The organism is Gracilimonas sp. BCB1 (genome assembly GCF_040117685.2).
In the GTDB taxonomy this organism is placed as follows: domain Bacteria; phylum Bacteroidota; class Rhodothermia; order Balneolales; family Balneolaceae; genus Gracilimonas.
This window is the reverse complement of record NZ_JBEDYP020000012.1, coordinates 62667-85980: the sequence shown is the minus strand read 5'-3', so window position 1 is coordinate 85980 and position 23314 is coordinate 62667. Positions and strand designations below refer to the sequence as shown.

General features: G+C 44.8%; 23 protein-coding genes. 14 read left to right on the top strand and 9 right to left on the bottom strand.

The window, feature by feature from the left end:
• Nucleotides 1–121: 121 nt before the first annotated feature.
• The 6 genes from ABFW99_RS06790 to ABFW99_RS06765 all read left to right on the top strand — a co-directional run bounded on the left by ABFW99_RS06790 (nt 122) and on the right by ABFW99_RS06765 (nt 9560).
• A complete protein-coding gene (locus tag ABFW99_RS06790; protein WP_440707458.1) occupies nt 122–1309 on the top strand; it encodes an MFS transporter in 1188 nt (395 codons plus the stop codon).
• A gap of 379 nt (nt 1310–1688) precedes the next feature.
• A complete protein-coding gene (gene carA / locus ABFW99_RS06785) occupies nt 1689–2792 on the top strand; it encodes a glutamine-hydrolyzing carbamoyl-phosphate synthase small subunit (protein ID WP_349354758.1) in 1104 nt (367 codons plus the stop codon).
• Between the two features lie 93 nt (nt 2793–2885).
• A complete protein-coding gene (gene carB, locus ABFW99_RS06780; RefSeq protein ID WP_349354757.1) occupies nt 2886–5714 on the top strand; it encodes a carbamoyl-phosphate synthase large subunit in 2829 nt (942 codons plus the stop codon).
• A 188-nt stretch (nt 5715–5902) separates the two neighbouring features.
• Nucleotides 5903–6301 (top strand): GxxExxY protein, encoded by a 399-nt coding sequence (locus tag ABFW99_RS06775; RefSeq protein ID WP_349354756.1) that lies wholly within the window; start codon nt 5903–5905, stop codon nt 6299–6301.
• Nucleotides 6302–6360: 59 nt separating this feature from the next.
• The gene (recQ, locus tag ABFW99_RS06770; protein ID WP_349354755.1) at nt 6361–8541 is read left to right on the top strand and encodes a DNA helicase RecQ; all 2181 of its coding nucleotides are present in this window, start codon (nt 6361–6363) and stop codon (nt 8539–8541) included.
• Between the two features lie 98 nt (nt 8542–8639).
• Complete coding sequence (locus ABFW99_RS06765) at nt 8640–9560, top strand: DUF58 domain-containing protein (protein ID WP_349354754.1); 921 nt, start codon at nt 8640–8642, stop codon at nt 9558–9560.
• A 42-nt stretch (nt 9561–9602) separates the two neighbouring features.
• Here the strand turns inward: ABFW99_RS06765 and ABFW99_RS06760 are convergent, their stop codons facing one another.
• Entirely contained in the window at nt 9603–10400 is a 798-nt protein-coding gene (locus ABFW99_RS06760) for an SDR family oxidoreductase (protein WP_349354753.1), read from the bottom strand.
• A 107-nt stretch (nt 10401–10507) separates the two neighbouring features.
• Between ABFW99_RS06760 and ABFW99_RS06755 the strand changes: the two genes are divergently transcribed.
• On the top strand, nt 10508–11209 hold the full coding sequence (locus ABFW99_RS06755) for a response regulator transcription factor (RefSeq protein WP_349354752.1): 702 nt from the start codon (nt 10508–10510) through the stop codon (nt 11207–11209).
• Nucleotides 11206–12612, top strand: a complete 1407-nt coding sequence (locus tag ABFW99_RS06750) for a sensor histidine kinase (RefSeq protein ID WP_349354751.1) — start codon at nt 11206–11208, stop codon at nt 12610–12612. The genes ABFW99_RS06755 and ABFW99_RS06750 overlap by 4 nt, the downstream gene beginning before the upstream one ends.
• Here ABFW99_RS06750 and ABFW99_RS06745 read toward each other — a convergent pair.
• Entirely contained in the window at nt 12584–13204 is a 621-nt protein-coding gene (locus ABFW99_RS06745) for an MIP/aquaporin family protein (RefSeq protein ID WP_349354750.1), read from the bottom strand. The genes ABFW99_RS06750 and ABFW99_RS06745 overlap by 29 nt on opposite strands.
• A gap of 186 nt (nt 13205–13390) precedes the next feature.
• Here ABFW99_RS06745 and ABFW99_RS06740 point away from each other — a divergent pair, with 186 nt between their 5' ends.
• Nucleotides 13391–13705 (top strand): DUF6787 family protein, encoded by a 315-nt coding sequence (locus ABFW99_RS06740; protein WP_349354749.1) that lies wholly within the window; start codon nt 13391–13393, stop codon nt 13703–13705.
• Here ABFW99_RS06740 and ABFW99_RS06735 read toward each other — a convergent pair.
• The 3 genes from ABFW99_RS06735 to ABFW99_RS06725 form a co-directional block, all read right to left on the bottom strand.
• Nucleotides 13694–14044, bottom strand: a complete 351-nt coding sequence (locus ABFW99_RS06735; RefSeq protein ID WP_349354748.1) for an MmcQ/YjbR family DNA-binding protein — start codon at nt 14042–14044, stop codon at nt 13694–13696. The two genes, ABFW99_RS06740 and ABFW99_RS06735, sit on opposite strands and share 12 nt — an antisense overlap.
• A gap of 37 nt (nt 14045–14081) precedes the next feature.
• Nucleotides 14082–14462, bottom strand: coding sequence for a DUF423 domain-containing protein (locus tag ABFW99_RS06730; protein ID WP_349354747.1), 381 nt, complete (start codon nt 14460–14462; stop codon nt 14082–14084).
• A gap of 99 nt (nt 14463–14561) precedes the next feature.
• Complete coding sequence (locus ABFW99_RS06725) at nt 14562–15221, bottom strand: CDGSH iron-sulfur domain-containing protein (protein WP_349354746.1); 660 nt, start codon at nt 15219–15221, stop codon at nt 14562–14564.
• A gap of 131 nt (nt 15222–15352) precedes the next feature.
• Between ABFW99_RS06725 and ABFW99_RS06720 the strand changes: the two genes are divergently transcribed.
• Genes ABFW99_RS06720 through ABFW99_RS06710 form a run of 3 tightly spaced genes read left to right on the top strand, consistent with a single transcriptional unit; the run spans nt 15353 to nt 16835 of the window.
• Nucleotides 15353–15706 (top strand): VOC family protein, encoded by a 354-nt coding sequence (locus ABFW99_RS06720; RefSeq protein ID WP_349354745.1) that lies wholly within the window; start codon nt 15353–15355, stop codon nt 15704–15706.
• Between the two features lie 33 nt (nt 15707–15739).
• Nucleotides 15740–16366 (top strand): AraC family transcriptional regulator, encoded by a 627-nt coding sequence (locus ABFW99_RS06715; RefSeq protein WP_349354744.1) that lies wholly within the window; start codon nt 15740–15742, stop codon nt 16364–16366.
• On the top strand, nt 16353–16835 hold the full coding sequence (locus ABFW99_RS06710) for a methyltransferase family protein (protein ID WP_349354743.1): 483 nt from the start codon (nt 16353–16355) through the stop codon (nt 16833–16835). The genes ABFW99_RS06715 and ABFW99_RS06710 overlap by 14 nt, the downstream gene beginning before the upstream one ends.
• A 140-nt stretch (nt 16836–16975) precedes the next feature.
• Here ABFW99_RS06710 and ABFW99_RS06705 read toward each other — a convergent pair whose 3' ends face one another.
• Together ABFW99_RS06705 and ABFW99_RS06700 are read right to left on the bottom strand one after the other, a co-directional pair.
• Nucleotides 16976–18925 (bottom strand): heavy metal translocating P-type ATPase, encoded by a 1950-nt coding sequence (locus ABFW99_RS06705; protein ID WP_349354742.1) that lies wholly within the window; start codon nt 18923–18925, stop codon nt 16976–16978.
• Between the two features lie 84 nt (nt 18926–19009).
• Nucleotides 19010–19612 carry an AraC family transcriptional regulator gene (locus ABFW99_RS06700; protein ID WP_349354741.1) on the bottom strand — a complete coding sequence of 201 codons (603 nt, stop codon included), beginning with the start codon at nt 19610–19612 and terminating at the stop codon, nt 19010–19012.
• Nucleotides 19613–19751: 139 nt separating this feature from the next.
• Here ABFW99_RS06700 and ABFW99_RS06695 point away from each other — a divergent pair, with 139 nt between their 5' ends.
• Both ABFW99_RS06695 and ABFW99_RS06690 read left to right on the top strand, forming a co-directional pair.
• Nucleotides 19752–20240 (top strand): metallophosphoesterase, encoded by a 489-nt coding sequence (locus ABFW99_RS06695; RefSeq protein ID WP_349354740.1) that lies wholly within the window; start codon nt 19752–19754, stop codon nt 20238–20240.
• Between the two features lie 81 nt (nt 20241–20321).
• On the top strand, nt 20322–20807 hold the full coding sequence (locus ABFW99_RS06690) for a hypothetical protein (protein WP_349354739.1): 486 nt from the start codon (nt 20322–20324) through the stop codon (nt 20805–20807).
• A 77-nt stretch (nt 20808–20884) separates the two neighbouring features.
• Here the strand turns inward: ABFW99_RS06690 and ABFW99_RS06685 are convergent, their stop codons facing one another.
• Nucleotides 20885–21700, bottom strand: coding sequence for an NYN domain-containing protein (locus tag ABFW99_RS06685; protein ID WP_349354738.1), 816 nt, complete (start codon nt 21698–21700; stop codon nt 20885–20887).
• A gap of 134 nt (nt 21701–21834) precedes the next feature.
• Nucleotides 21835–23298, bottom strand: a complete 1464-nt coding sequence (locus ABFW99_RS06680; protein ID WP_349354737.1) for a lipopolysaccharide biosynthesis protein — start codon at nt 23296–23298, stop codon at nt 21835–21837.
• Between the last annotated feature and the right edge of the window lie 16 nt (nt 23299–23314).

Sequence of the window (23314 nt, the reverse complement as noted above, 5' to 3'; positions counted from 1 at the left end):
CTTACATCAAGAACGCCCTACGGAACTCATTGTTAACGGTTTCGGCATGACTAGCTTAATACGTAAACGCTTTTAAAAATACCTTTTGTCAATGGCCGCCTCCTTTCGTTTCTTTGCAGCCATGAATAAAAAGATCCCGGCTCATATACTTCCTGTAATTGTAGTGGCACAGTTCGCTGGTACTTCTCTTTGGTTTGCTGGTAACGCCGTTGTTGATGAGCTGATCACCACGCTGGGTCTTGCCGAATTATTTGTCGGGTATATAACCATGGCGGTTCAGGCCGGCTTTATAGGGGGGACGTTGCTATTTGCTTTTCTGAATGTAGCCGACCGGTTTTCGCCGGTAAAAGTTTTTTTGTTTTGCGCTTTAGGCGGATCGGCTGCAAACCTGTTGGTGATGTGGTCGGCATCGGGGGTTGAAATTATATCGGCCCGGTTTGTAACCGGCTTCTTTTTAGCCGGCATCTATCCGGTGGGGATGAAAATAGCTTCTGACTGGCACAAGGAAGGATTGGGAAAAGCGCTGGGCTATCTTGTTGGAGCTTTGGTTGTGGGAACGGCCTTTCCCCATCTTCTGAAGTTTTTAGGAGGAGAACTGCCCTGGCGGTATGTAATAGCAGGGACTTCAGTAATTGCTACAGCCGGAGGATTGCTTCTATTCCTGACCGTCTCTGATGGCCCGAATCGAACTTCCTCAGCAGGCTTTAAATTTGATGCCGGTGCTATTCTGAAGCTCTTCAGAAATACCAATTTCAGATCAGCAGCCTTTGGGTATTTTGGCCACATGTGGGAGCTGTACACCTTCTGGGCTTTTGTACCGGTCATGTTAAGTTGGTATGCCCTCACAAATAATCAATCGGAAATCCCGGTATCTTTCTGGAGTTTTGTAATCATTGGGGTTGGTGGCATCAGCTGTGCCATAGGCGGATATTGGTCCCTGAAGAAAAGCAGTAAATGGGTATCAAAAATCTCGCTGGCGGCTTCAGGATTGTGTTGTCTGCTGGTTCCTTTTTCGTTTAGCTTTCCGGTAGTTCTATTCTTATGCTTGCTTATACTTTGGGGAGTATTTGTGATTCCCGACAGCCCTCAGTTTTCAACGATGGTGGCCCGGTCTTCTGAGTCCTCCTATGTAGCTACAGGACTGACAATTGTAAACAGTTTGGGCTTTGCCATTACCATTGTAAGCATACAGCTGGTAAACCTGAGCTGGTCGGCTACGGAAAGCACCTATGTATTTTGGTTGATGGCTTTTGGGCCCTTGATTGGATACTGGGCGGTTAGCAAATACAAGGGCGTCCGAAATAGGTAAGAAAAATCTGCCAGATTTGATTCGAACCCTCACAATGCCAAAGACATACAAATTTATATTAATTATTCAGTAAAACACAGAATCAAAATTGAATCCAATCTCCACGCTCCGTATCTTAGGAAAACTTCAAACAAGCATTTACTCAAATCAGCATTTTAGCAATCCATAGTTTTGAAGCCCTGCCACCGCGCACCCAAAAATGGAGGTCGCGCGATTGATGGCATTTCCATTTCCCTATATTATTTTCAAAATCCGGCGCGGTATTCGCAGTCGGATTTTTTTTGATCTGAAAATTTTATCAAACGCCTTTCCCGTTACAAACACCGTGTTTGTAACCTTTTCCCAACCAAACTCACTAAACCCGAAATACATCTAATCCATGTCACTACGCCCACAGAAAAAAGCCATACTCGCACTCAGTGATGGTACTGTAGTTCACGGCCAGGCCGTTGGACACGAAGGAATAACAGGTGGCGAGTTATGCTTTAACACCAGTATGACCGGCTACCAGGAAATTTTCACCGATCCAAGTTATTACGGTCAGCTTATGATGATGACCTATCCGCACATAGGAAATTACGGAACCATGCCACGGGACGATGAAGCCCGAAAGGTGATGGTGGCCGGAGTTATAACCCGTGCCTTTTCCTGGGAATACAGCAACCCGATGGCCGACCGAAGCCTTCAGGAATACCTCGCAGACAATGAAATTACCGGGATCTCCGGAGTGGATACCCGACAACTGGTTCGCCATATCCGCGAAAAAGGGGTGATGAATGCCGTCATATCCAGCACTGAACTTGATGAAGAGAAGCTGGTGCAGATGGCGAAAAACTGGGATGATATGGAAGGCCTGGAGCTGGCTTCAAAAGTAACCCGGTCGGAAGCCCAAACCGTAAACGGAGAAGATGAATACCGTGTAGCCGCCTTCGACTATGGTATCAAACAAAACATAATAAACAACCTGAATAAGCGGGGGTGCACGCTGCGCGTTTTCCCGGCAAAAACTCCGGTTGAGGAATTGAAAGCCTGGGAAGCAGACGGATACTTTTTCTCAAACGGCCCGGGAGATCCAACAGCAACTGCCGAGTATGCCCTTGAAGTGGTAGACTATGCGAAGAAAAGCGGAAAGCCGGTCTTTGGGATTTGTCTCGGCCACCAGCTGATGGCGCTGAATGAAGGCCTGAAGACGAAGAAGATGTTCGTAGGTCACCGTGGCGCCAATCAACCCGTAAAAAACCTGAGCACGGGACTGGTTGAAATATCAACTCAGAATCATGGCTTTGCTGTAGATGAAGATTCACTGGACGACAAGATCGCTGAGGTTACCCATATAAATCTGAATGACGGAACGATTGAAGGGCTGAAATTCAAAAACTTCCCGGGGTTTTCAGTTCAATATCACCCTGAAGCATCACCCGGCCCCCACGATTCAGCCTACCTGTTCGATCAGTTCATCGATATGATGAAAGAACAGAAGTGAACTAATGACAGTCGGCGGTCAATCGTCCTTCGTCAAAATCCATCTATCACCAACAATCTATTTACCACTAACAAATAATTACGAACGAAACTCATGCCAAGACGCGACGACATCAATAAAATTCTGATTATCGGCTCCGGACCAATTGTAATTGGTCAGGCCTGTGAATTTGACTATTCCGGATCTCAAGCTTGCCGTTCGCTGCAGGAAGAAGGCTACGAGATTGTACTCATAAACTCGAACCCGGCCACCATTATGACCGACCCGATTATGGCCGATGCAGTCTATATGCTGCCTATGACCACCGATTCCATCCGGGAAATTGTAGCCAAGGAAAAACCTGACGCTGTACTCCCTACAATGGGCGGACAAACCGGATTGAACCTGTGCCGTGACCTTGAGAAGGAGAACTTCTGGAAAGAAAACAACATCCACATTATCGGGGTGGATATTGATGCGGTTGAACTGACCGAAGACCGGCAGCTGTTCCGGGATAAAATGGAAGAGATCGGTATTGAGCAGTGTCGCAGTAGAACGGCAGAGTCGTTGCTTGATGCGAAAGAAATTGTTGAAGAGCTGGGCGGCTTGCCGATTGTGATTCGGCCTTCTTTCACCATGGGTGGGGCCGGAGGCGGTATCGTTTGGAATGAAGACGAGTTTGAGCGAAAAGTACTGCGTGGTTTGGAGCTTAGTCCGGTTCACCAGGTGCTGATTGAAGAATCCATTTTTGGATGGAAGGAATACGAACTGGAACTGCTGCGCGATGCCAATGATAATGTGATCATCATTTGTTCCATAGAGAATATGGATCCGATGGGGGTTCACACCGGAGACTCCGTAACGGTGGCTCCGACGCAAACACTGACCGACAAGCAACTACAGCATATGCGGGATTCGGCCATCAAGATGATGCGCTCCATCGGTACATTTGCCGGCGGGTGTAATGTGCAGTTTGCGATGGAGCCCGGGTCCGACCGGTTGGTTGCCATTGAGATTAACCCACGAGTGAGTCGTTCTTCTGCACTTGCCTCAAAAGCCACCGGCTACCCAATCGCGAAAGTGGCTACCAAACTGGCCGTGGGATACACATTGGATGAGTTGAAGAATCAGATTACCGGCACAACATCTGCCTGTTTTGAGCCGAGTATTGACTATGTAGTGTGTAAGATTCCGCGTTTTAACTTCGAAAAATTTCCGAATGTGGATGAGGAACTGACTACGCAAATGAAAGCAGTAGGTGAAGTGATGTCCATAGGGCGAAACTTCCCCGAGGCATTGAATAAAGCGTGGCAATCGCTGGAAGTTGGCCGGGATGGCTTAGGAGCCGACGGCTACGAAGAGTTCGACCGGAAAACGGTGCGCGAGCGATTACTTAAGCCCTACTGGGACCGCTCCATGCAAATTCGAAATGCCTTCAAGATGGGGGCATCCGTCGAAGAAATTGCAGATATTACAAAGGTTGATCCTTGGTTTCTGCAGCAAATCCGCTACATGGTTTCACTTGAAAACCGAACAGAAGGCCAAACGCTAAAAGAGATATCAAAAGACGATTTCTTTGAGCTGAAACAAGCCGGGTTTTCTGACTCTCAAATTGCTTTCCTGCTAAGTAAAAGCGGAGAGAAAGTGGACGACAAGAAAGTGCGGGACCGACGAAAAGAGCTCGGTATCACTCCATCATTCAAGATGGTAGACACCTGTGCGGCAGAGTTTCCGGCCCAAACTCCTTACTATTACTCTGCATATGAAGGTGAAAACGAAAGTGAAGTAACCGACAAGAAGAAAGTGCTGATCCTTGGCAGTGGGCCGAACAGAATCGGTCAGGGCATCGAGTTTGATTACTCCTGTACCCATGCTGTACTGGCGGCCAAAGAGATGGACTACGAAGCCATCATGGTAAATTGTAATCCCGAGACGGTTTCCACCGACTTCGACTTCGCCGACAAGCTGTACTTTGAGCCTGTTTATTGGGAACGGGTACTGGACATCATTGACCATGAAAAGCCCGAGGGTGTGATCCTGCAGGTAGGTGGACAGACGGCCCTGAAGCTTGGGAAACGATTTGTGGAAGAAGGCATTAAGATCTTCGGTACAGCTTTTGAGATGATCGACTTTGCCGAAGATCGCGGTGAGTTCTCCAAGTTCCTGAAAAAACTCGACATTCCGTTTCCCGAATATGGTACGGCGCGAGAGGTTGAGGAAGCGGTTAAGATCGCCGGAAGAATTGGCTACCCGGTTCTGATCCGTCCGAGTTATGTATTGGGCGGACAGGGAATGCGAATTGCGGTGAAGGAAGAGGAGCTGCGCAAGTATGTGGCCAATATTTTGAAGACCCATCCCGAAAACGCTTTCCTGATTGATAAGTATCTGGAACATGCTATTGAGGTAGATGTAGACTCGGTTTACGATGGAGACCAGCTTCATATAGCCGGAATTATGCAGCATATTGAACCGGCCGGTGTTCATTCCGGAGACTCAACCGCTGTGCTGCCTCCATATTCTTTAAGTGATGAGGCCATCAAAACCATAGAAGAGTATCAGGAGAAGATTGCTGAGAACATGGAGATTCTCGGATTCCTTAACGTGCAGTATGCCGTCAAAGATGACAAGGTGTATGTACTGGAGGCAAATCCAAGAACCACGCGAACTATCCCGTTCCTTGCAAAAGCAACGCAACGCCCGGAAGCTGCTATTGGTGTTAAAGTGATGCTGGGAGCCAAACTCAAAGACTTTGACCTGGAATCGAAACTGGAAAACTGGGCCATCAAAGAGCCGGTATTCCCGTTTGATAAGTTCCCGGAAGTGAAGAAAGAGCTGGGGCCGGAGATGAAGTCAACCGGTGAAAGCATCTACTTCGCTAAAGACTTCAACGATGATCACTTCAAGAAGCCGTACGAGTTTAAAAGCTTGTACCTCTCTAAATAAGGATCACAGATTTGCAGGATTCTGGGATTGCACAGATTCAGTCATGTACCACTAATGGATTACATTTTTATGGAAATAACATTTGGTTTATAATCCTGAAATCCATTCATCCAACAAATCTGTGATCAAGGTGTAAGGAATGTTGCTCAAGTTGCTCTAACTATTAAACAAGAATTAATAGGTAAAGCGTGAGCAATACTCCTGATTTTAAATACAAAAAGCTTACAGGCGCCATCATTGGCGCTGCTATGAATATCCATTCAGAATTAGGAAATGGATTTCGAGAAGTGGTATATCATCGGTGTATGAAGCATGAATTAGCAATTCAGAGCCTGAGTTTTGAGAGTGAAATAACGATGCCACTGTATTACAAAGATATTAAAGTAGGCTCCCGAAGAGTTGACCTTCTCGTTGAAAGAAAAGTTTTAGTTGAATTAAAAGCCGTTGGCGAGATTAATAATCAACATATCTCTCAGGTTTTAAACTATTTAAAGGCATATAAACTGGAAGTAGCATTACTTTTAAATTTTGGTGAAAACAGCCTTACCTTTAGACGTATAGCTCAACTAAAAAATTATAAGAATTAAAGATTCGCAGACTTGAATAGGCAATGTGTAATCTGCGATATCCCAAAATCCACGAATCTGTGATCAAAGAAGCAAAAGCTACCCTAAAAGAAACATTTGGCTACGACACCTTCCGCCCGCTGCAGGAAGACATTATAGACCAGGCCCTCAAGAGAAAAGACGCACTTGTAATTATGCCCACCGGAGGCGGGAAATCACTATGCTATCAAATTCCGGCGCTGTTATTTGATGGACTGACCGTGGTAGTGTCTCCGCTCATTTCGCTGATGAAAGATCAGGTAGAACAACTTCGTGAATATGACATCAATGCGGTGCACCTGAACAGCTCCCTCTCACCGGAAGCTTACGGATACAACCGGCGACAGGTGTTGCAGGGCAAGGCCAAACTGTTATACATAGCTCCGGAAACCCTGCTGATGGACAAAACCAAAGATCTGCTTAAAGACATTAAGGTAGATTTGTTTGCAGTAGATGAAGCTCATTGTATTTCTGAGTGGGGGCACGACTTCCGCCCGGATTACCGCCAGCTGGCAGAGGTTCGAAAAGAACTATTCCCTGACACTACCTGTATGGCGCTGACCGCTACGGCTACTCCGCGTGTACGAAAAGATATTATGCGAACGCTGGAGTTTGGGGAGTCAGAAGAATTTATAGCCAGCTTTGACCGTCCGAACCTGTTCCTGAAGATTGCCGATAAAGACGACCCAACCAACCAGGTTTTAGACTTCCTTTATACTCGGAAGAATCAGTCCGGTATTATTTACTGTACTTCCCGCCGGCAGGTAGATGAGCTCTACCAGGAGCTGGAGGATGAAGGCTATTCGGTAAAACCCTACCATGCGGGCTTATCTGACCGAGACCGGGCCATTAATCAGCGAAAGTTTATTCGGGATGATATCCAAATCATCGTGGCCACTATTGCATTCGGGATGGGAATCAACAAGCCGAATGTTCGATTTGTGATGCATTACGACATGCCGCAAAACATTGAGCAATACTATCAGCAGATTGGTCGTGCAGGACGTGATGGCCTTCGCTCCGATTGTGTGATGTTGTTCAGTTATGCAGACACTCAGAAGATCAAATACTTCATAAACAAGAAAGATGGGCAGGAAAAAGAGATTGCAGAGAAGCACCTGGATGATCTGCTCAAATTCATAGAGTCTAAAAAATGTCGCCGAGTACCGCTGATGAAATATTTCGGGGAAGAATACCCGAAGGATGAATGCGGGATGTGTGATAATTGCCTGTCTAAAGACGAAGACGTGGAAGACTTCACCCTTCAGGCTAAAAAATTACTTACCTGTGTGAAAGAATTGGAAGAAGGCTATGGAAAAACACAAGTGATTAATGTGTTGAGGGGTTCGAAAGCCAAAAAAGTATTGGAGCTCGAGCATGATAAGCTGAATTCATACGGCTCCGGAAAAGAATGGTCCAAAGACCAGTGGGAACAACTGTCACGCATGCTGGTTCGGCAGGATTATCTCTCAAAGGGAGAATACGCAGTACTCCAGCTGGAAGAAAAAGCCGATGCCGTTCTGAAAGGAGATGAAAATGTGTACGGAACGCTGGATAGAACCAGCACTATGCTCAGTGACGAGGAAGCCTCGCGGGTGGCAACGGAAGTGGAAGCATCCTACGATGAAAATCTGTTTGAGATTCTTCGTAAAGAGCGGAAGAAAATGGCAGATGAAAAAGGAATCCCTCCCTACACCATCTTCCCGGATACCACACTCATGGAAATGGCCTATTACTTCCCGAAAGATAAAGAGCATCTGCTGCCTCTCTACGGAGTGGGTGATGTAAAGCTCAAAAAATATGGTTCGGCTTTTATCGGGGTTATCAAGAAGTATACTTCGGAACATGGTATTGAAGCCAAAGAAGAAACCCTGCAAGAGAAAGCCGAAGAACTTGAAAATGTGGAATTACATCAAAAAATCGGAAAGGCTTTCAACAACGGGCAAAGAATTCAGCATCTGGCCGAAGAACATGGCGTGAAGGAAGTTACGATTCTCAACCACCTGAAAGATTACCTGAACGAAGGCAACGATCTTCGGTTGGATGGAATCACGGAAGCTACTTCACTTTCACTACGGCAGCAGGATGAAATCATTAAGATTTTTGACGAAAAAGGATCACATATGCTTAAGGTGGTTTACGACCGGATGAACAAAAAGATCGGCTACGATCAAATCCGAATCATGCAGTTGTATTACATGGCCAATGAAGAGAACGGTTAAATCTTAGCATCAGAAGCCCTGAAAACATTTAGATCACAAATGAAGCATTATGTGTGGAGCCGGCTTTCGAATTAGGATTATTAATAGTACCATGAATCATGATTTTAGAACCGGGCATACTGTCGAAATTATCCTCGCTTGAACTGCGTGCCAAGAAGATTGTAGAGGGGTTTATTTCCGGCCTTCACAAAAGTCCTTTTCATGGGTTCAGCGTAGAGTTTGCGGAACACCGTCCGTACAATCCCGGAGACGACTTCAAGCATATCGACTGGAAAGTATATGCCAAGAAAGAACGGTTTTATGTGAAGCAGTACGAGGAAGAGACAAACCTTCGTTCTTATGTGATGCTGGACACAAGCTCATCTATGCTGTTCAAGCATTTCGGGGAATGGACTAAGCTCAGGTATGGTATACATTACGCTGCTTCGCTTATGTATATGATGCACCGTCAGCGGGATGCCTGCGGTTTGATTCCTTTCAATTCCAAAATAGATGCGTTCATTCCTGCGAAATCGACCTATGCCCATCTTCGTCAAATTTATACCGAGCTGGAGCGGGAGCTGATTCGGGAGGAAGAGAATGATCCTGAAAAGCGTAAGACAGCATCAGCCCGGGCTATTCACGAAGTGGCCGAACGATTAAGTCACCGAAGCCTGGTGGTCATCATCACCGACCTGTTTGAGAATATAGATGAACATGAAGAAATCATATCCGCACTAAAACACCTCCGCCACCGAAAGCATGAAGTGTTGTTATTCAACGTTTTGGAAAAGAAAAGTGAGCGCGACCTGGATTTCCCGGACCGCAGGTTTGTATTTGAAGACATGGAACTAGACGAAGAAGTGGAAGTGTTGCCGGCTCAGGTTCGCGAAGACTACCAAAAGAAAGTGGAAGAATACACCAAACAATTTCGAATGGCCTGCAGTGAATTCGAAATCGACTTTGCTGAAATGGATACAATGGGACAGTTTGATCAAGCTTTGCTGGCTTACCTCATAAAACGAAAACGGTTAGGGTAATTTCGTTAATAGTTATTCGTGAAGTCGCTCACGATTAAAGAACTAAGTGACTTTCTGATTTTTTAAAATCTTGTTCAGCAGCGTTGGAGAAAACCGCTGCACCCAAAGGGCTAATTTTTCCTTGAGTCCTGTTACATAAATCTCTTCTTTCCGGGCCGTTATTTTCGGCATCACCTTGGCCACCATTTCATCAGCTGTCATAGCTTTAGAATGGGCATCCCCCATCTTATCGAATTTAGACCCGTCTCCGGTTAATGCATTTTTGGAGATATCGGTTTTAATGAAACCCGGGCATAGTAATGTTACAGCTACATTGTGTTCATACATCTCCTGCCTAAGAGAGTTGAAAAAGCCCTGAACGGCGTGCTTACTCCCCGCATAACCGGATCGAAACTTGGTGCCGATTTTGCCTGCTACACTACTGGTTACGATGATATGCCCCGACTTCCGATCCACCATGTGCGGCAGTACTTCTTTCGTTAACCCAACAGCACCGAAATAATTAATCTCCATCAGCCGGCGAAAGGTGCTCATTTCAGATTCCATCACGGTTGACCGCTGGCTAACACCTCCGTTATTAATCAGTACATCGATCTGGCCAAAAGCAGCCAGGGCTTCTTTGGTTTTTTCGGGGAAAGAGTCCGTATCCATAAGGTCGAGCGTGATGATTTTAACGTTAGAGGTGTCGTCCCCAAGGCTGTACCTAACCTCTTCAAGCACTTCTTGTCTGCGTGAAGATAAAATCAGGTTCGCCCCTTCTTTGTAGAATGCTCTGGTGAAGGCCTCTCCGATTCCTGATGACGCTCCTGTTATCCAGACGGTTTTTCCTTGGTAATTCATGCGTAAATTCTGATTTTTATTTGAGTACATACGTGTGAAAGTGTTAAAGTAATGCTAAAAAACTTACTTTAACACTTAAACACAGCAGCAAAAAAACGCAGCAATAAATGAGCAACAAACATACGATTCTGTTGGTGGAAGACGAGGAAGAATCCGGCGAGATGCTGGCTAATTTCCTGGAACTTAATGACTTTGATGTCTTGTGGGCAAAAGACGGCAAAAAAGCTATCGAGCTGATTGATGATAACGCCAATGATTTACACCTGGCTATTCTTGATATCATGGTTCCGCATCACGATGGAAAGGAGATTTGCCGGCACATTCGAAAACACCCGGTGGTTTACGAAATACCGGTTCTTTTTCTAACGGCACGTGATGAGGAGAAAGATGAAATAGAAGGACTTGAATTAGGAGCCGATGATTACATCAAAAAACCGGCAAGTCTTAATCTGGTTAAAGCCCATGTTGAGTCACAATTACGCCGTCGTTCTCCGGAGAAGAGTAACTGGGTTCAATATGGACGTGTTTATTTAGACCTCGATTCAAAGGAGCTTTATATCAACGAAGAGCTTATCGATCTGACACATACAGAATACACCATTGCAGAAATGATACTGCAAAACCCTAAACTGGTTTATAGCCGGCAACAGATTTTAGAAAAGATTTCTGATGAGGAAAAATATGTGTTTGACCGAACGGTAGATGTGCACGTTAAGAACCTCCGGTTAAAAATGGGTGATGAAGGCAAACTCATAAAAACATACCGTGGTTTAGGTTATGGTTTCAATAAAGAGTTTCTGCATACATGAAAATCAGATCTAAATTAGCGTGGACGTACATTATCCTGCTTATCATCGGGGTTATAACGATTAGTGCCTATTCTATTTTAACCATTCGCAGTTTTTTATTAGACGAAGGTGTCGAAAAGTTTGAGAGAGATGCCCTTTCATTAGCCCTTGCAGCCGGCAGTTTTAAAGACAATGCTCTGTTTGATGATAAAATTCAGCGACAGGCTCAGCTTTCGAACTATGAAATGGCTGTATATGACAGAAGTGGTGTGCGCTTTTTAACCTTCCCTGATTACGCTTTTAAAGATGTAGAACCATATTTAAGTGAAGTCCTGATTACTGAGCTGGAGAGCAAAGATGGCAATCCGATTGTGCGGACCAATGAAAACCCGGAGAAACTCATTGCTTATGTTGATCTTGGTCAATCTGATAATGCCGCCCAATACCTGAGAATAAGCCAGGATAAAAGCCAGTATTATGCAGCAGCGGCAAGCATACGCCATATTATCTATGCGGGCATGCTTTTCTCTATCGGGGCGGTAATTGTGGTTAGTATTCTATTTGCCCGTTACATGGCGGCTCCTATTCAGCAATTGAATGAGGCTGCTCTGGATATAGCAAAGGGAAATCTGGACCGTAAAATCGACCTGAACCGCAATGACGAATTCGGAACGCTGGCTGATTCACTGAATCATATGGCCGGTACCCTGCGTGCAGATAATGAGAAGCTGAAAATGCTCAATGAAAAGCAGAGCCAGTTTTTTGCGGATATAACCCATGAGGTCAGAAATCCCCTGCATACTATTTCGGGCGCTCTTGAAATGTTAGAGTTGAAGAACCTTCAGCCCGAAAAGAAAAAGCAGTATATGGTAACAGCTCAAAAACAGATCAAGAGAGTGGCGCGGCTATTTGAAGACATCAAAACTTTGCAGCGTTATGACTTTGATGAAAACTTTATCAGCCGTGAGGTTTTTGATTTAAAGAAAATCATAGATGAAGTGGTGACAGTATACCAACCCATTGCTCAGCAAAAAGGACTTCAGCTTAAGGCAACAAACCTGAAATCATTTAAAGTAAATGCCGATCCCGATAAAATGGAGCAAGTGGTGGATAACCTGATTTCGAATGCCATTAAATATACGCAACAAGGAGAAGTGGAAGTCGGTCTTCAGCAGGCAGATGAACGGGTTGAAGTTTATATTAAAGATACTGGCCCGGGGATTGGTAAAGAACACCTGGACCGATTATTCGATCGCTTTTATCGGACTGATAAAGCCCGGTCAAGGGATAAGGGAGGAACAGGGCTCGGTTTATCGGTTGTGAAGGGAATTCTTAATGCTCACCAAAGCGATATTAAGGTAGAGAGTGAGGAAGGGGTTGGAAGCCGGTTCTTTTTCAGAATTCCGATCTATGAAAATAGCTGAATGTAAAAGCAGCCAATGCACCACCCGTTAGTGGGGCCAGCGTGTAAAGCAGAGAGTGTATAATAGAGTTTCCGCCATTTATAAGATCGAAAGCAGCAGTACCAATGGAGGTTGCCGGGTTTAGAATACCTCCTGAAACGGGAGTCGCAACCATAAGCATTCCGCCAAAGGTGAGCCCTACGGCCAAGCCGGAAAGGGAATTTTTACGAAAGCCTGTTGTAAGTGCCAGGGTCAGCATTACCAACACAAAGATGAAGGTGAACACAACTTCAGCAAATACCTGTTGATATAAACTGGTGGTAGCCGGTGGTTCAATGTAAAAAACAGAAGTGGACAGAAAGAAAATAGCTGTTGCAGCCAGAAAAGCTCCCAAAAGCTGCGCAATCAGATAGCCGATAAAATCAGCACCGGAAAGCCTTTTCTTCAGAAAGAATGCGAGGGAAACGGCAGGGTTATAGTGAGCGCCCGAAACGCGGGAGCCAATATAAACCAAAGCCATTAGCGTTAAGCCGATGGCGAGCGGATCTCCTGTAAAGCCAAAAACCAATACAAGAAAAAAGGCGCCAATCGCCTCCATTACATATGAATGCATACCCTGATTGTTAGTCTTCAAATAAACTCCGAATGTCCTACCTTTCAGCTGAAACTACCTGCCGGAGGAAGGAATTGCAAGAAAGCACATCAGTATTTTTGTAAAAATTTCCTACAAATAAATCTAACTATTTAACTTCATATAGGTTTAGAAAAAGGATATTTTTTGACAAATAAAACTTTCGTGATGAAAATACTTCAAAAATTAAAATCCCGGTGGGGAATAACCAGCAACTGGCAGGTACTGGTGATACTCATCGTCTTCGCCTGCACCGGCTTTACGGCACTTTACGCCAGACGTTTCGTTTTCAATCTGATTGGGATTATCGACACGGATCCGTTCTGGCTTAAGGCAATTGTTTGGCTTGTAACTATCCTTCCACTCTACAATATTTTTTTGCTGATCTACGGGGCTATGTTTGGCCAGTTTGAGTTTTTCTGGGGCTTCTTTAAAAAGATGATGAGTCGAATGATGCCCGGAAAATCGGGTTCAGGAGGATAAGGTCTCGCGATCTTTTTTGGGAAGCTTTGCGACCACTAAGTCATAAGAGTGTTTTATTAGCTCAAAGAGTAACTCATCACCCAAAGCACCGGAAGTGTTTATCGTATTCCAGTGCTTTTTATTCATATGATAGCCGGGTTTAACCTCATCATAAGATGCACGAAGTTCAAGAGCTCTAACCGGATCACATTTGAGGTTGATGCTTTCAAAGCTCTCAATGTCGGTGAGAGCAAACATTTTTCCCATTACTTTAAAAACCAGAGTTTGCTCTCCAAAGGGAAAGTCCTCGGTAACTCCGGGCAATGACTGGCAGTAATTGTAAAAAGCCTCAATGTGCATTTCGGATTACCTGGGTTAAGGTTGGCCGGTGTTTATTTTATTGAAAACCTTTTCTCAGGATTTGTATCCCAAGCATTACCCACCCCACAATAAAGGCCACGCCACCCACAGGGGTTACAGCTCCAAGCCAGCTTGTTCCTGTTAAACAAAGCACATACAGGCTGCCGGAGAAAATCAGGATACCGGCCAGAATCAGAGAAGCCGGCCAGGTTACAACCATCTGAAACTGAGTTCCGATAAGGGCGATAAGCATGAGTCCCAAAGCATGCCATGCGTGATATTGAACGGCCGTTTGCCAGGTTTCGAGTCGCTCAGCACTCAGAGTATTCTTTAAAGCATGTGCGCCGAAAGCACCGGCTGCTACAGCAATGGCGAGCAGGAAAGCAGCAACAGCAAGAATGATTTTGGGATTGGACATTTCCTGATTCGTTTATAGTTATTCGTTATTCGGAAAGTGGAATTTAAGCTTAAAAGCTAATGATTATACGATTGACGATTATACAAATAACGACAGCCATTATTCAGAAATGAACCCGATTTTTTTGTGGGTGCCATCGCAAAAGGGTTTGGTATGAGATCCCCCACACCGACAAAAACTCATTTTCTTGCTGCAGGTTTCCCGCCCCGTTTCTTCGCCTACAAGGTCATAATTACCTTGTACCAGAAAGGGTGCATTATCAAACAGCTTAATGGAAAGCTCTCCGCCCTTGCCATTCACCGGTTCGGTGCGAAGACGCTCCGGATTGAAGGAGGTATCAGCTTTGAAACCAGCTTCAATATGGGAGTTATCACAAAGGGGTTTGTTCTTAGACTTGCCGCAGCGACACATAGCAACCCGTGTATCTTTCAGCACGATATTCTCGTCCATATCCCGAATCACCACTTCTCCGTGAATATAAATGGGTCCGTCTTTCTCTATAGTGATTACATTTTGCTCCGGTGCCTTCTCTTTCTCATCTGAGATCTTAAGTTCGTAATGCAACGCTCCGGTTGGGCAGCGCTCAATGACTTTCGTCAGCTCTCCCGCTTCAGCATGTTCAGGTTGAATCCAGGGTTTTTGGTTGGGGTCAAACACATCGGGCAGCCCATGGACGCATTTTTCTGCATGGATGCATCGCTTCAGATCCCAGGTTACCTTGATCTCTTCATTTTCATAACTGTAAACCTTTTTCTTCATAGATAATAACCTGCTACCGTTTTTCTAAAATAATAGCCAAGGTAATCCTCTAAACCAAACATAGCTGGCCGGGATTATAAACGGTTGGAGTACAGTGCGTTATTATTTACATTTTTGGGAAAAGAAAGGATATGAGCGAACACGAAAAAATAGATTATGTAGAGTTTCCGGCAACAGACCTGGAGGCTACAAAACAATTCTTTAACAAAGCTTTCGGGTGGAAGTTTACGGATTACGGGCCTGAGTACTGCGACTTTCCTGACGAAGGGCTCAAGGGTGGGTTCTATAAATCAGATAAGAAATCGACCACAAAAACTGGCGGAGCGTTGATTATTTTTTACAGCGAAGATTTGGAAGCCACAATGGAAAAAGTAAAAAATGCAGGGGCTGAAATTGTACAAGATATCTTTTCTTTTCCCGGTGGCCGGCGCTTTCATTTCATCGAACCCAGTGGGAACGAATTTGCAGTGTGGTCGGACAATTAAATTTGATGACCAAACTCCAAGCACCAAATACCAATGATCAATGTCCAGGAATTTGGTGCTTGGCACTTGGGATTTTACATTGATGCGATGGAAAAAATGACGCTGCATATTAAAAACATGGTTTGTGACCGCTGCGAGATGGTCATAGAAACCGCACTGTCAGCACTTGGTCTTGAAGTAAATTATGTTCAATTAGGAAAGGCTGAAGTTACGCGAATCGGAGATCATCCCACGCTCAAGGAAATTGAGAAAGAGCTGAATCGGTTTAACTTCGGCTTGTTGAAGGGTGAAGATTCTATACTGGTAGAAAAAGTAAAAACCACTCTGATAGAATGGGTAGGATCCGGAGACCTCGAAACCGATGAGACCTCATTATCGGATTACCTGGCTGACAGCCTTGCAAAGAGTTATGCGAGTATATCCAGGGTTTTTTCCCGAAAGGAAGAAATAACAATCGAAAAGTATTTTATTCGGCTGAAGATTGAGAAAGCCAAAGAATGGGTGGAGTATGAGAATCTTAGCTTCAGCGAAATTGCATATCAATTAGGATATAAGAACCTTCAACACTTATCGCGACAGTTTAAAGAAATAACCGGGATGAGCATGAGTGACTACCAAAAGCTGCAAAACCCGGAGCGGAAATCGCTTGACAAAATTTAGAAGCACCATGAATGGGTTAAAACTGAAAATTCCCCCGGCTCTGCTGTTCCTTCTTTGTGTGGTACTGATGTGGCTGACAGACCGTGGGCTTTCATTTGAACCTCTGGTATTAAAAACGCCGGATTGGTTATACAGCGTATTTCTTTCAATAGGCGGGTTAATAATTCTTCTTGGAATCATTGAGTTCAGGCGAAAATCAACCACTGTAAATCCTCATAAACCACAGGATACTACTGCGTTTGTGAAATCAGGAGTCTATCGAATTACCCGAAACCCTATGTATCTTGGTATGGCTCTCATTCTTTGCGCCGCTGTGGTAAGATTAGAGAATATGCTTACCATGCTATTCATCCCAATCTTTATTTGGTATATGAACGAGTTCCAGATAAAACCGGAAGAACAGGTAATGGAACAAAAGTTCGGTGAAGAGTTTCTGGGGTACAAGAAGAAAGTTCGGCGCTGGGTGTGATGAAATCTGAAATAGTGCAAGTGCCCGCTTGTACAATGGATGATTTTAAAAATGAAGGCTGGTTTCATTCTGGTCCAAGCGGACGCTTGAACCAGATATTAATTTAATGATGAATAAGGTTCGGTCGTTAGATCCTGATTTTAACAGGCATCACAGCAGGAAGCTGCAGCCATCTCAGGCTCTTTAACTTTATTTTGTTCCCTGAATAAATCAAAGATAGACCCACCGTCAGAAAATTTATTCTGAACCCGAATGGCGTTTGCAATCGCAATCAGCGCAACGCCCACATCGGCAAAAATAGCTTCCCACATGGAAGCAAGCCCAATAGCGGCAAGTCCCATTACCAACACCTTAATACCCAGGGCAAAGCCAATGTTCTGCCAAACCACCTTATGGGTGAATCGGGAGATATCGATGGCTTTGGCGACTTTAGATGGCTGGTCGGTTTGAATGACTACATCGGCGGTATCGATTGTGGCATCAGAGCCGATGCCCCCCATGGCAATGCCCACATCAGCCAGGGTAATTACCGGCGCATCATTCACCCCATCACCGATAAAGCCGACAGTATTTCCTTTACCCAGAGCTTGCTTTACAATGCCGTATTTTTCATCGGGAAGTAGGCCTCCATGAGCTTCGTCCAGCCCCAGTTCGTTGGCCACAAAAGAAACAACATCCGGGTTATCACCAGAAAGCATTACCAGGCGATTTATCCCTTTCTCCCTGAGCTGCTGAATGGCTTGTTTACTGTCTTCTTTTATTCTGTCCGAGATACGGATGGTACCCGCGTGCTCTCCACCAATTGCCACATGCACAAAAGTGTAAGGTTCAGAATAGGAAACCTCATCTAATTTCACTCCGCTCCCTTTCAACAGCTCTGCATTTCCAACCAAAACTTCCCGGCCATCTATGAAGCCCTTCAGCCCTTTCCCGGAAATTTCTTGTTGGTCCTCGACTTCAAATAGTTGCTGACCGTTTTTAAAGGCAAGAATAGCTTTGCCTATAGGATGTGTGGAGTGCTGTTCAAGCGAGGCAGCATAGCTAACGATCTCCGCTTCACTTAATCCATTATGGGTAATTACCGATTGAACTTCAAAAGTCCCTTCAGTAAGAGTGCCGGTTTTATCCATAAAGAGGATATTCATTTTTCGCAGTTGATCCAGGTAATCGGAGCCTTTCAGTAAGATTCCGTTTCTGGAGGCTGCTCCAATTCCCCCGAAATAACCAAGAGGAATAGAAATTACGAGTCCGCATGGACAGGAAACCACAAGGAAAACGAGGGCTTTATAAAACCAATCCTGAAATACATACTGCTCCAAAAATAAATAAGGGACAAAAGTCACAGCCACAGCCAGCCATACAACGATAGGCGTATATACTTTGGCGAACTTTGTCATAAAGCGCTGAGTAGGGGCTTTCCGCTGAGCTGCTTCCTGAACCATTTCAAGGATATGAGAAAGCTTGGTGTCCTCAAACTCACTGCTTACCCGAATTCGAACCAGCGTATCCTGATTGATGGACCCGGCCCATACTTCTTCCCCATTAGTCAGGCTCACAGGCTTTGATTCTCCGGTGAGAGCGGCTGTATTAAAGGATGCTTTTCCACTCAATAATTCACCATCCAAAGGCACCTTTTCGCCGGGGCGAACCAGAATGACATCCCCAACCTCAACCTGATTCGGGTGAATTTGTGCGGTTTCACCATTTCTTTCAACCGTTGCAATATCCGGTTGCTGTTCGATCAGTTTTTGTATGGAATGCCGTGCCTTGGTAACAGCTCCGTGCTGAGCATACTCTCCAATCATATAAAAGAGCATCACAGCTACTCCCTCAGCATATTCTCCCAAAGCAAAGGCTCCAACGGTGGCAATGCCCATCAGGAAAAACTCACTGAAAAGGGTTCCTTTCTTTACCGACCGATAAGCTTTCATCCATACGGGGCCCCCAACAAATAAATAGGAAATGACAAAGAGGGAGATATACACATATTCCTGGCCTGTAAAGGAAAAAGCATGCTGAGCAATCAGAGCAGCAATCAGGAAAACGGAGGCAATGGCGACTTCCCGGTATTTTTTGAGGAATGAGATCATAAAGGATTTGTTAATTTGATCCCAAGATAGCCCTATTGGCACAGACTGAATTGCAGTATTCTGTATTTCTTGTGCAGGATTTTGTCAGAGCTTATCGATAGAGATTCGCTTGTTCTCTTTCACTTCCTTAAAGTGAGAAGGCGATAGCCCGGTTTCTTTTTTGAACTGCCGTGAGAAATGCTGTTGACTGCTGTATCCCAGCTCATAAGCAATTTCGGTGAGGTTTTGTTCTCCGTAAACAATCAGTTCTTTGGCCCGTTCTATTTTTTGCAGGATGTAATACCGCTCAATTGATTTTCCTTCCACATTGGAAAACAACCGGCTGAGCTGCTGGTAGTCTTTACCGATTTTTTTTGAGAGGTAGTCAGAAAGATTTCCTTCTAACTCCTGATCGGTTCGAACCAATTGAATGATTAGCTGTTTGATTTGCTCTACAATCCGGCTGCCTTTGTCGTTGATCAGCTCAAAGCCGTTATTTCGAACTACCTGAATGAGGCGTTCGTATTCATCTGCCGTCACCGGGTTTGAAAGGGTAAGCTGACCGAGTTCGATTTTTTGAATATCAAAATCAGCGGCCAACAGCTTTTCTTCCAATACCTCTGCGCAGTGGCTGCACACCATATTTTTTATGTGAAAATGCTTTTCATCCATACGCCCTAAAATTAGTAAAGCCGAAAGATCGTTCAAAGAAACATGAAATATAAAGTGAGAACACTTCAAAAGATCTGCATAGCAAACCAATAGATTTCAGCTTTGAATAAATTTTAGTTATTTGTGAGTCAGGTGAGAGGCGAGCCCATTCAACGAATAACAAATAACGAAGACCATGCTGATTGGAATTATATCTGATACACACGACCACATTCCTAACCTGAAAAAAGCCATCGGAATCTTTAAGGAACGAAAGGCAGAGCTGATTTTACATGCCGGAGATTATTGCAGTCCGTTTATGATTCCGCATTTTGAAGGTTTGAATTTGAAAGGGATTTTTGGAAATAACGATGGTGATAAATACCTGCTGATGTCGAAATTCGGAGAAATGGGAGCCGAACTAGCGGGTGATTTTTTGAGAACTGAAGAGGGAGGATTATCCATTGCGGTATATCACGGTACATATGCTGAAATCACAGACTCTCTGATCGAATCAGGCAGATATGATGTTGTAATCACGGGACACACTCATGAAATGGTGTATAAAGAATCCGGAAGAACCATCGTTATAAATCCCGGCACGGCAAACGGCTTTGATGGAAAAGCATCCATCGCTTTTTTGGATACCGAGAGCAGAAATGTAGAATTCGTGGAGCTGGATTAATGGAAATTACCAAGGTTTCAATCTCATTGTGGAATGGTTTCACAATCCTGCGCGCAATAAAAGAAAATTAAATAGACTATTATGTTTGAAAACTATCAGGACCGCTTTCAACACAAATCCCGACAACGACAGGTATTTAATGCGGTGCTTACGCTGGCAACGGGCATTTTAACCCTTGTTTTTCCAAACCTCCTCTACCTCATTGCCGGCGCCTATCTGCTTTCTCTGGGGCTGATGTTCCTGGCGTTTCGGTTGCCTTCCCCAATGATTGCCCTTCCGATCGTTACCGGAGTCCTGATTTTCATCTTCCCCGAACTCATCCCTATTACCTTTGCATCCTTCCTGGGGCTTTTCGGCCTGCTGATGCTGTTTGCCATGCAACTCTCCATTCTTGGGGTGATTACTATTATCACTGCGGTCCTTATTATTATGAACCCGGATTCAGTAACTTACTTGATCGCATTTTTTATGCTGACCTACTCCGTTTCTAACCTGGTTAGCTTTTACAAAGATTGGAAAGGCAACAAAGACGATGGCTTCGACGATGACAGCGTAACCATAGAATAGACGTTTTTGGTGTTCGCCTAAGCGAGAGATCGATGTTCAAATGGTGATAAGCATTAACGAATCAACAAATAACGAACTTACGGAGCACTTACCAGTACGATATTTTCAGCTATCAACCCCTTATCATTTTCCGTTACATCAAACTCAAAAATGAGCTCCCGGCTGGGCAGGTAGTGAGCATCAAAATCCTCTTCAAACTGGGACACATGAGCGAACACGGTTTTATAGGGGGAATCTTCATCGCGGGAGTCCGTAATCCACAGGCAATCATTTTTTCGGGTCAGGAAACGCAGGAACCCATAGCCTTCATCCTGGGAGAAATCATAGCAAACCCCACGAACACGCGACCCGTTCTCACCCCAATCATATGGTGATTCGATAGGAAGCAGCCCGGGAATCAGGTAACCCGAAACGGAGGAGTCCACCGCTCGTTTCAGGGACGAGGAGACATTATCAAAGCCGACCATTTCAACCCGACAGCCTTTGTTTTGAATGGCATTCACCACACTTACATAACTCCCGCTGCTGCTTAGCAATACAATCTTGTCGAGATGGTCGGCCTGAACCAGCATATCTACTGCCATGTCCATATCAATGGTGGATTTTGAGATCTTCTCGCCTGTTTCATGATTAGTGTAGGTTTGAACCGGTTTCTCAGTCACCTTGTACTCAAAATCCCGTAAAACCTCACAGAAGCGCTGTGTTTTCTGTCGATATTCATGATCTTCTTTGAGGCGGTCGGAGTCGTAGCAGAGGTAAACATTGAGGCGGGCAGCAATTCCCCCTCCACGGCAGGCAAACATCCGGAGAATATCGTAGCGTAGTCCATACCCTCCATTCATCGTAACATTTACGGCATCTACATAAATCCCGACTCGTTCTTTCGTGTTCATAATAATATCCCGGAACTCAAAATTAATTATTCAATAATATCTGATGATGTGAGGAGGCAGTTGTTGGGTAACTTCATCTCCACCAGTGAATTAACTCACTTTTTGGGGATAGGTCAAATGGAAAATATATAGGGCTATTCTTTCGAAAAAACAGCCGTGTAGGTGATAAATCCGATGCTGAGCAACCCGGTGAGAAGCAGTAAAAAGGAAGCAATAAGTTCTGAAAGTCCTGCCGAAACAATGGTGGGTTTAAGGTAAAATAGACCGGCAGCAATGCCCATCACTGCAAATCCTCTTACCAGTTTGTAAGGTACATCGAAAGCATTGGTAGAATAATAATAGATCAGCAAGGCCATAACGGCGTAGCTGCTAAGAGTGGCCAGAGCAGAGCCCATCATACCGAAAAACGGAATCATAATCAGGTTGGCGATAATGGTTATGCCTGCTCCAATCAAGGTGATTTGAGGGAGGCGTTTGGTAGTTTCGCTGATAAAAATTCCGGCTGAAAAATTAATATACCACCCCTGAAACCAGTAGGCCATCAACAGAATCGGAACAATGGTGAGGCCCTCCCAAAACTTCTGGTCCACCAGGTAGAAATCCAGAACGGGCACTTTGATGGAAACAATTTGTTCGGCAAATAAAGCGACAGTCAGAAAAACGAAAGCGGCTGCCGCATTAAATAAAGAAAAGGTTTGGGAGAAGGTTTTTGGGGCAGATTCTTCTTCCGACTGACGCATAAAAAAAGGCTGCCAGGCCATCCTGAACATTTGTACAATTAAAAGCATGAAAACGGCCAGTTTATAACAGGCGCTGTAAATTCCGACGATATCGTCAGAGGTGTAGCCGGCACCATATAAAGCATCGATGGTAGATTGATCCATGGCTTTCAGGAAAAAACGGTCAACCAGTTCATTGATCGCGTGACCAAAACCGGCCGGGATAAAAGGGAGTCCGAACAGCAAGGCTTTTTTAAGTAAAGCGGTATTCCAGCTTCCCATAAACATGGGGATGGTAAATACCCAAATAGCTAAAGCCGTAAGAAGTGAGGCGACCAGGTTGCTGATGAACACAGCTTCAATGCCGTAATCAAGTCCCAGAATGAGATAAAAGTTCAGTCCAAGGTTTACAATTACATTTCCGGTTTTTAGAACGGCAAAGAGAACTGATCTCCGAACGAGTCGAAGTTCTGCAAAAGGCACAACAGCAAGGGTATCAAAAAAGAGAATCCCCAGCATAATCCAGAGAATAGGGTCGCCGGGCTCCAGGCCTATGATTGGGGCCACAACGGGTTCTGCACCCCAAATGATGAACGCCAAAATCCCGGAAGTAGCCAACAGGAAAAGCTGTACCGTTTTAAAAATATCCTTCGCTTTGTCGCGGTCTTTGCCGTACCGAATATAGGCCGATTCCATCCCCATGGTAAAAACCACATTGAACAAGGCGATGGCCGCAAAAATCAGGCTGATGATCCCGTACTGATCTTCGCTGAATACGCCGGTATGAAGCGGAACCAGCAGGTAACCTATGAACCGGGCTACAACACTGCTTATACCGTAAACAAGCGTATCGGAAAAGAGTTCTTTAAGTTTTGTCAATGCGAGCGTTTAAGTT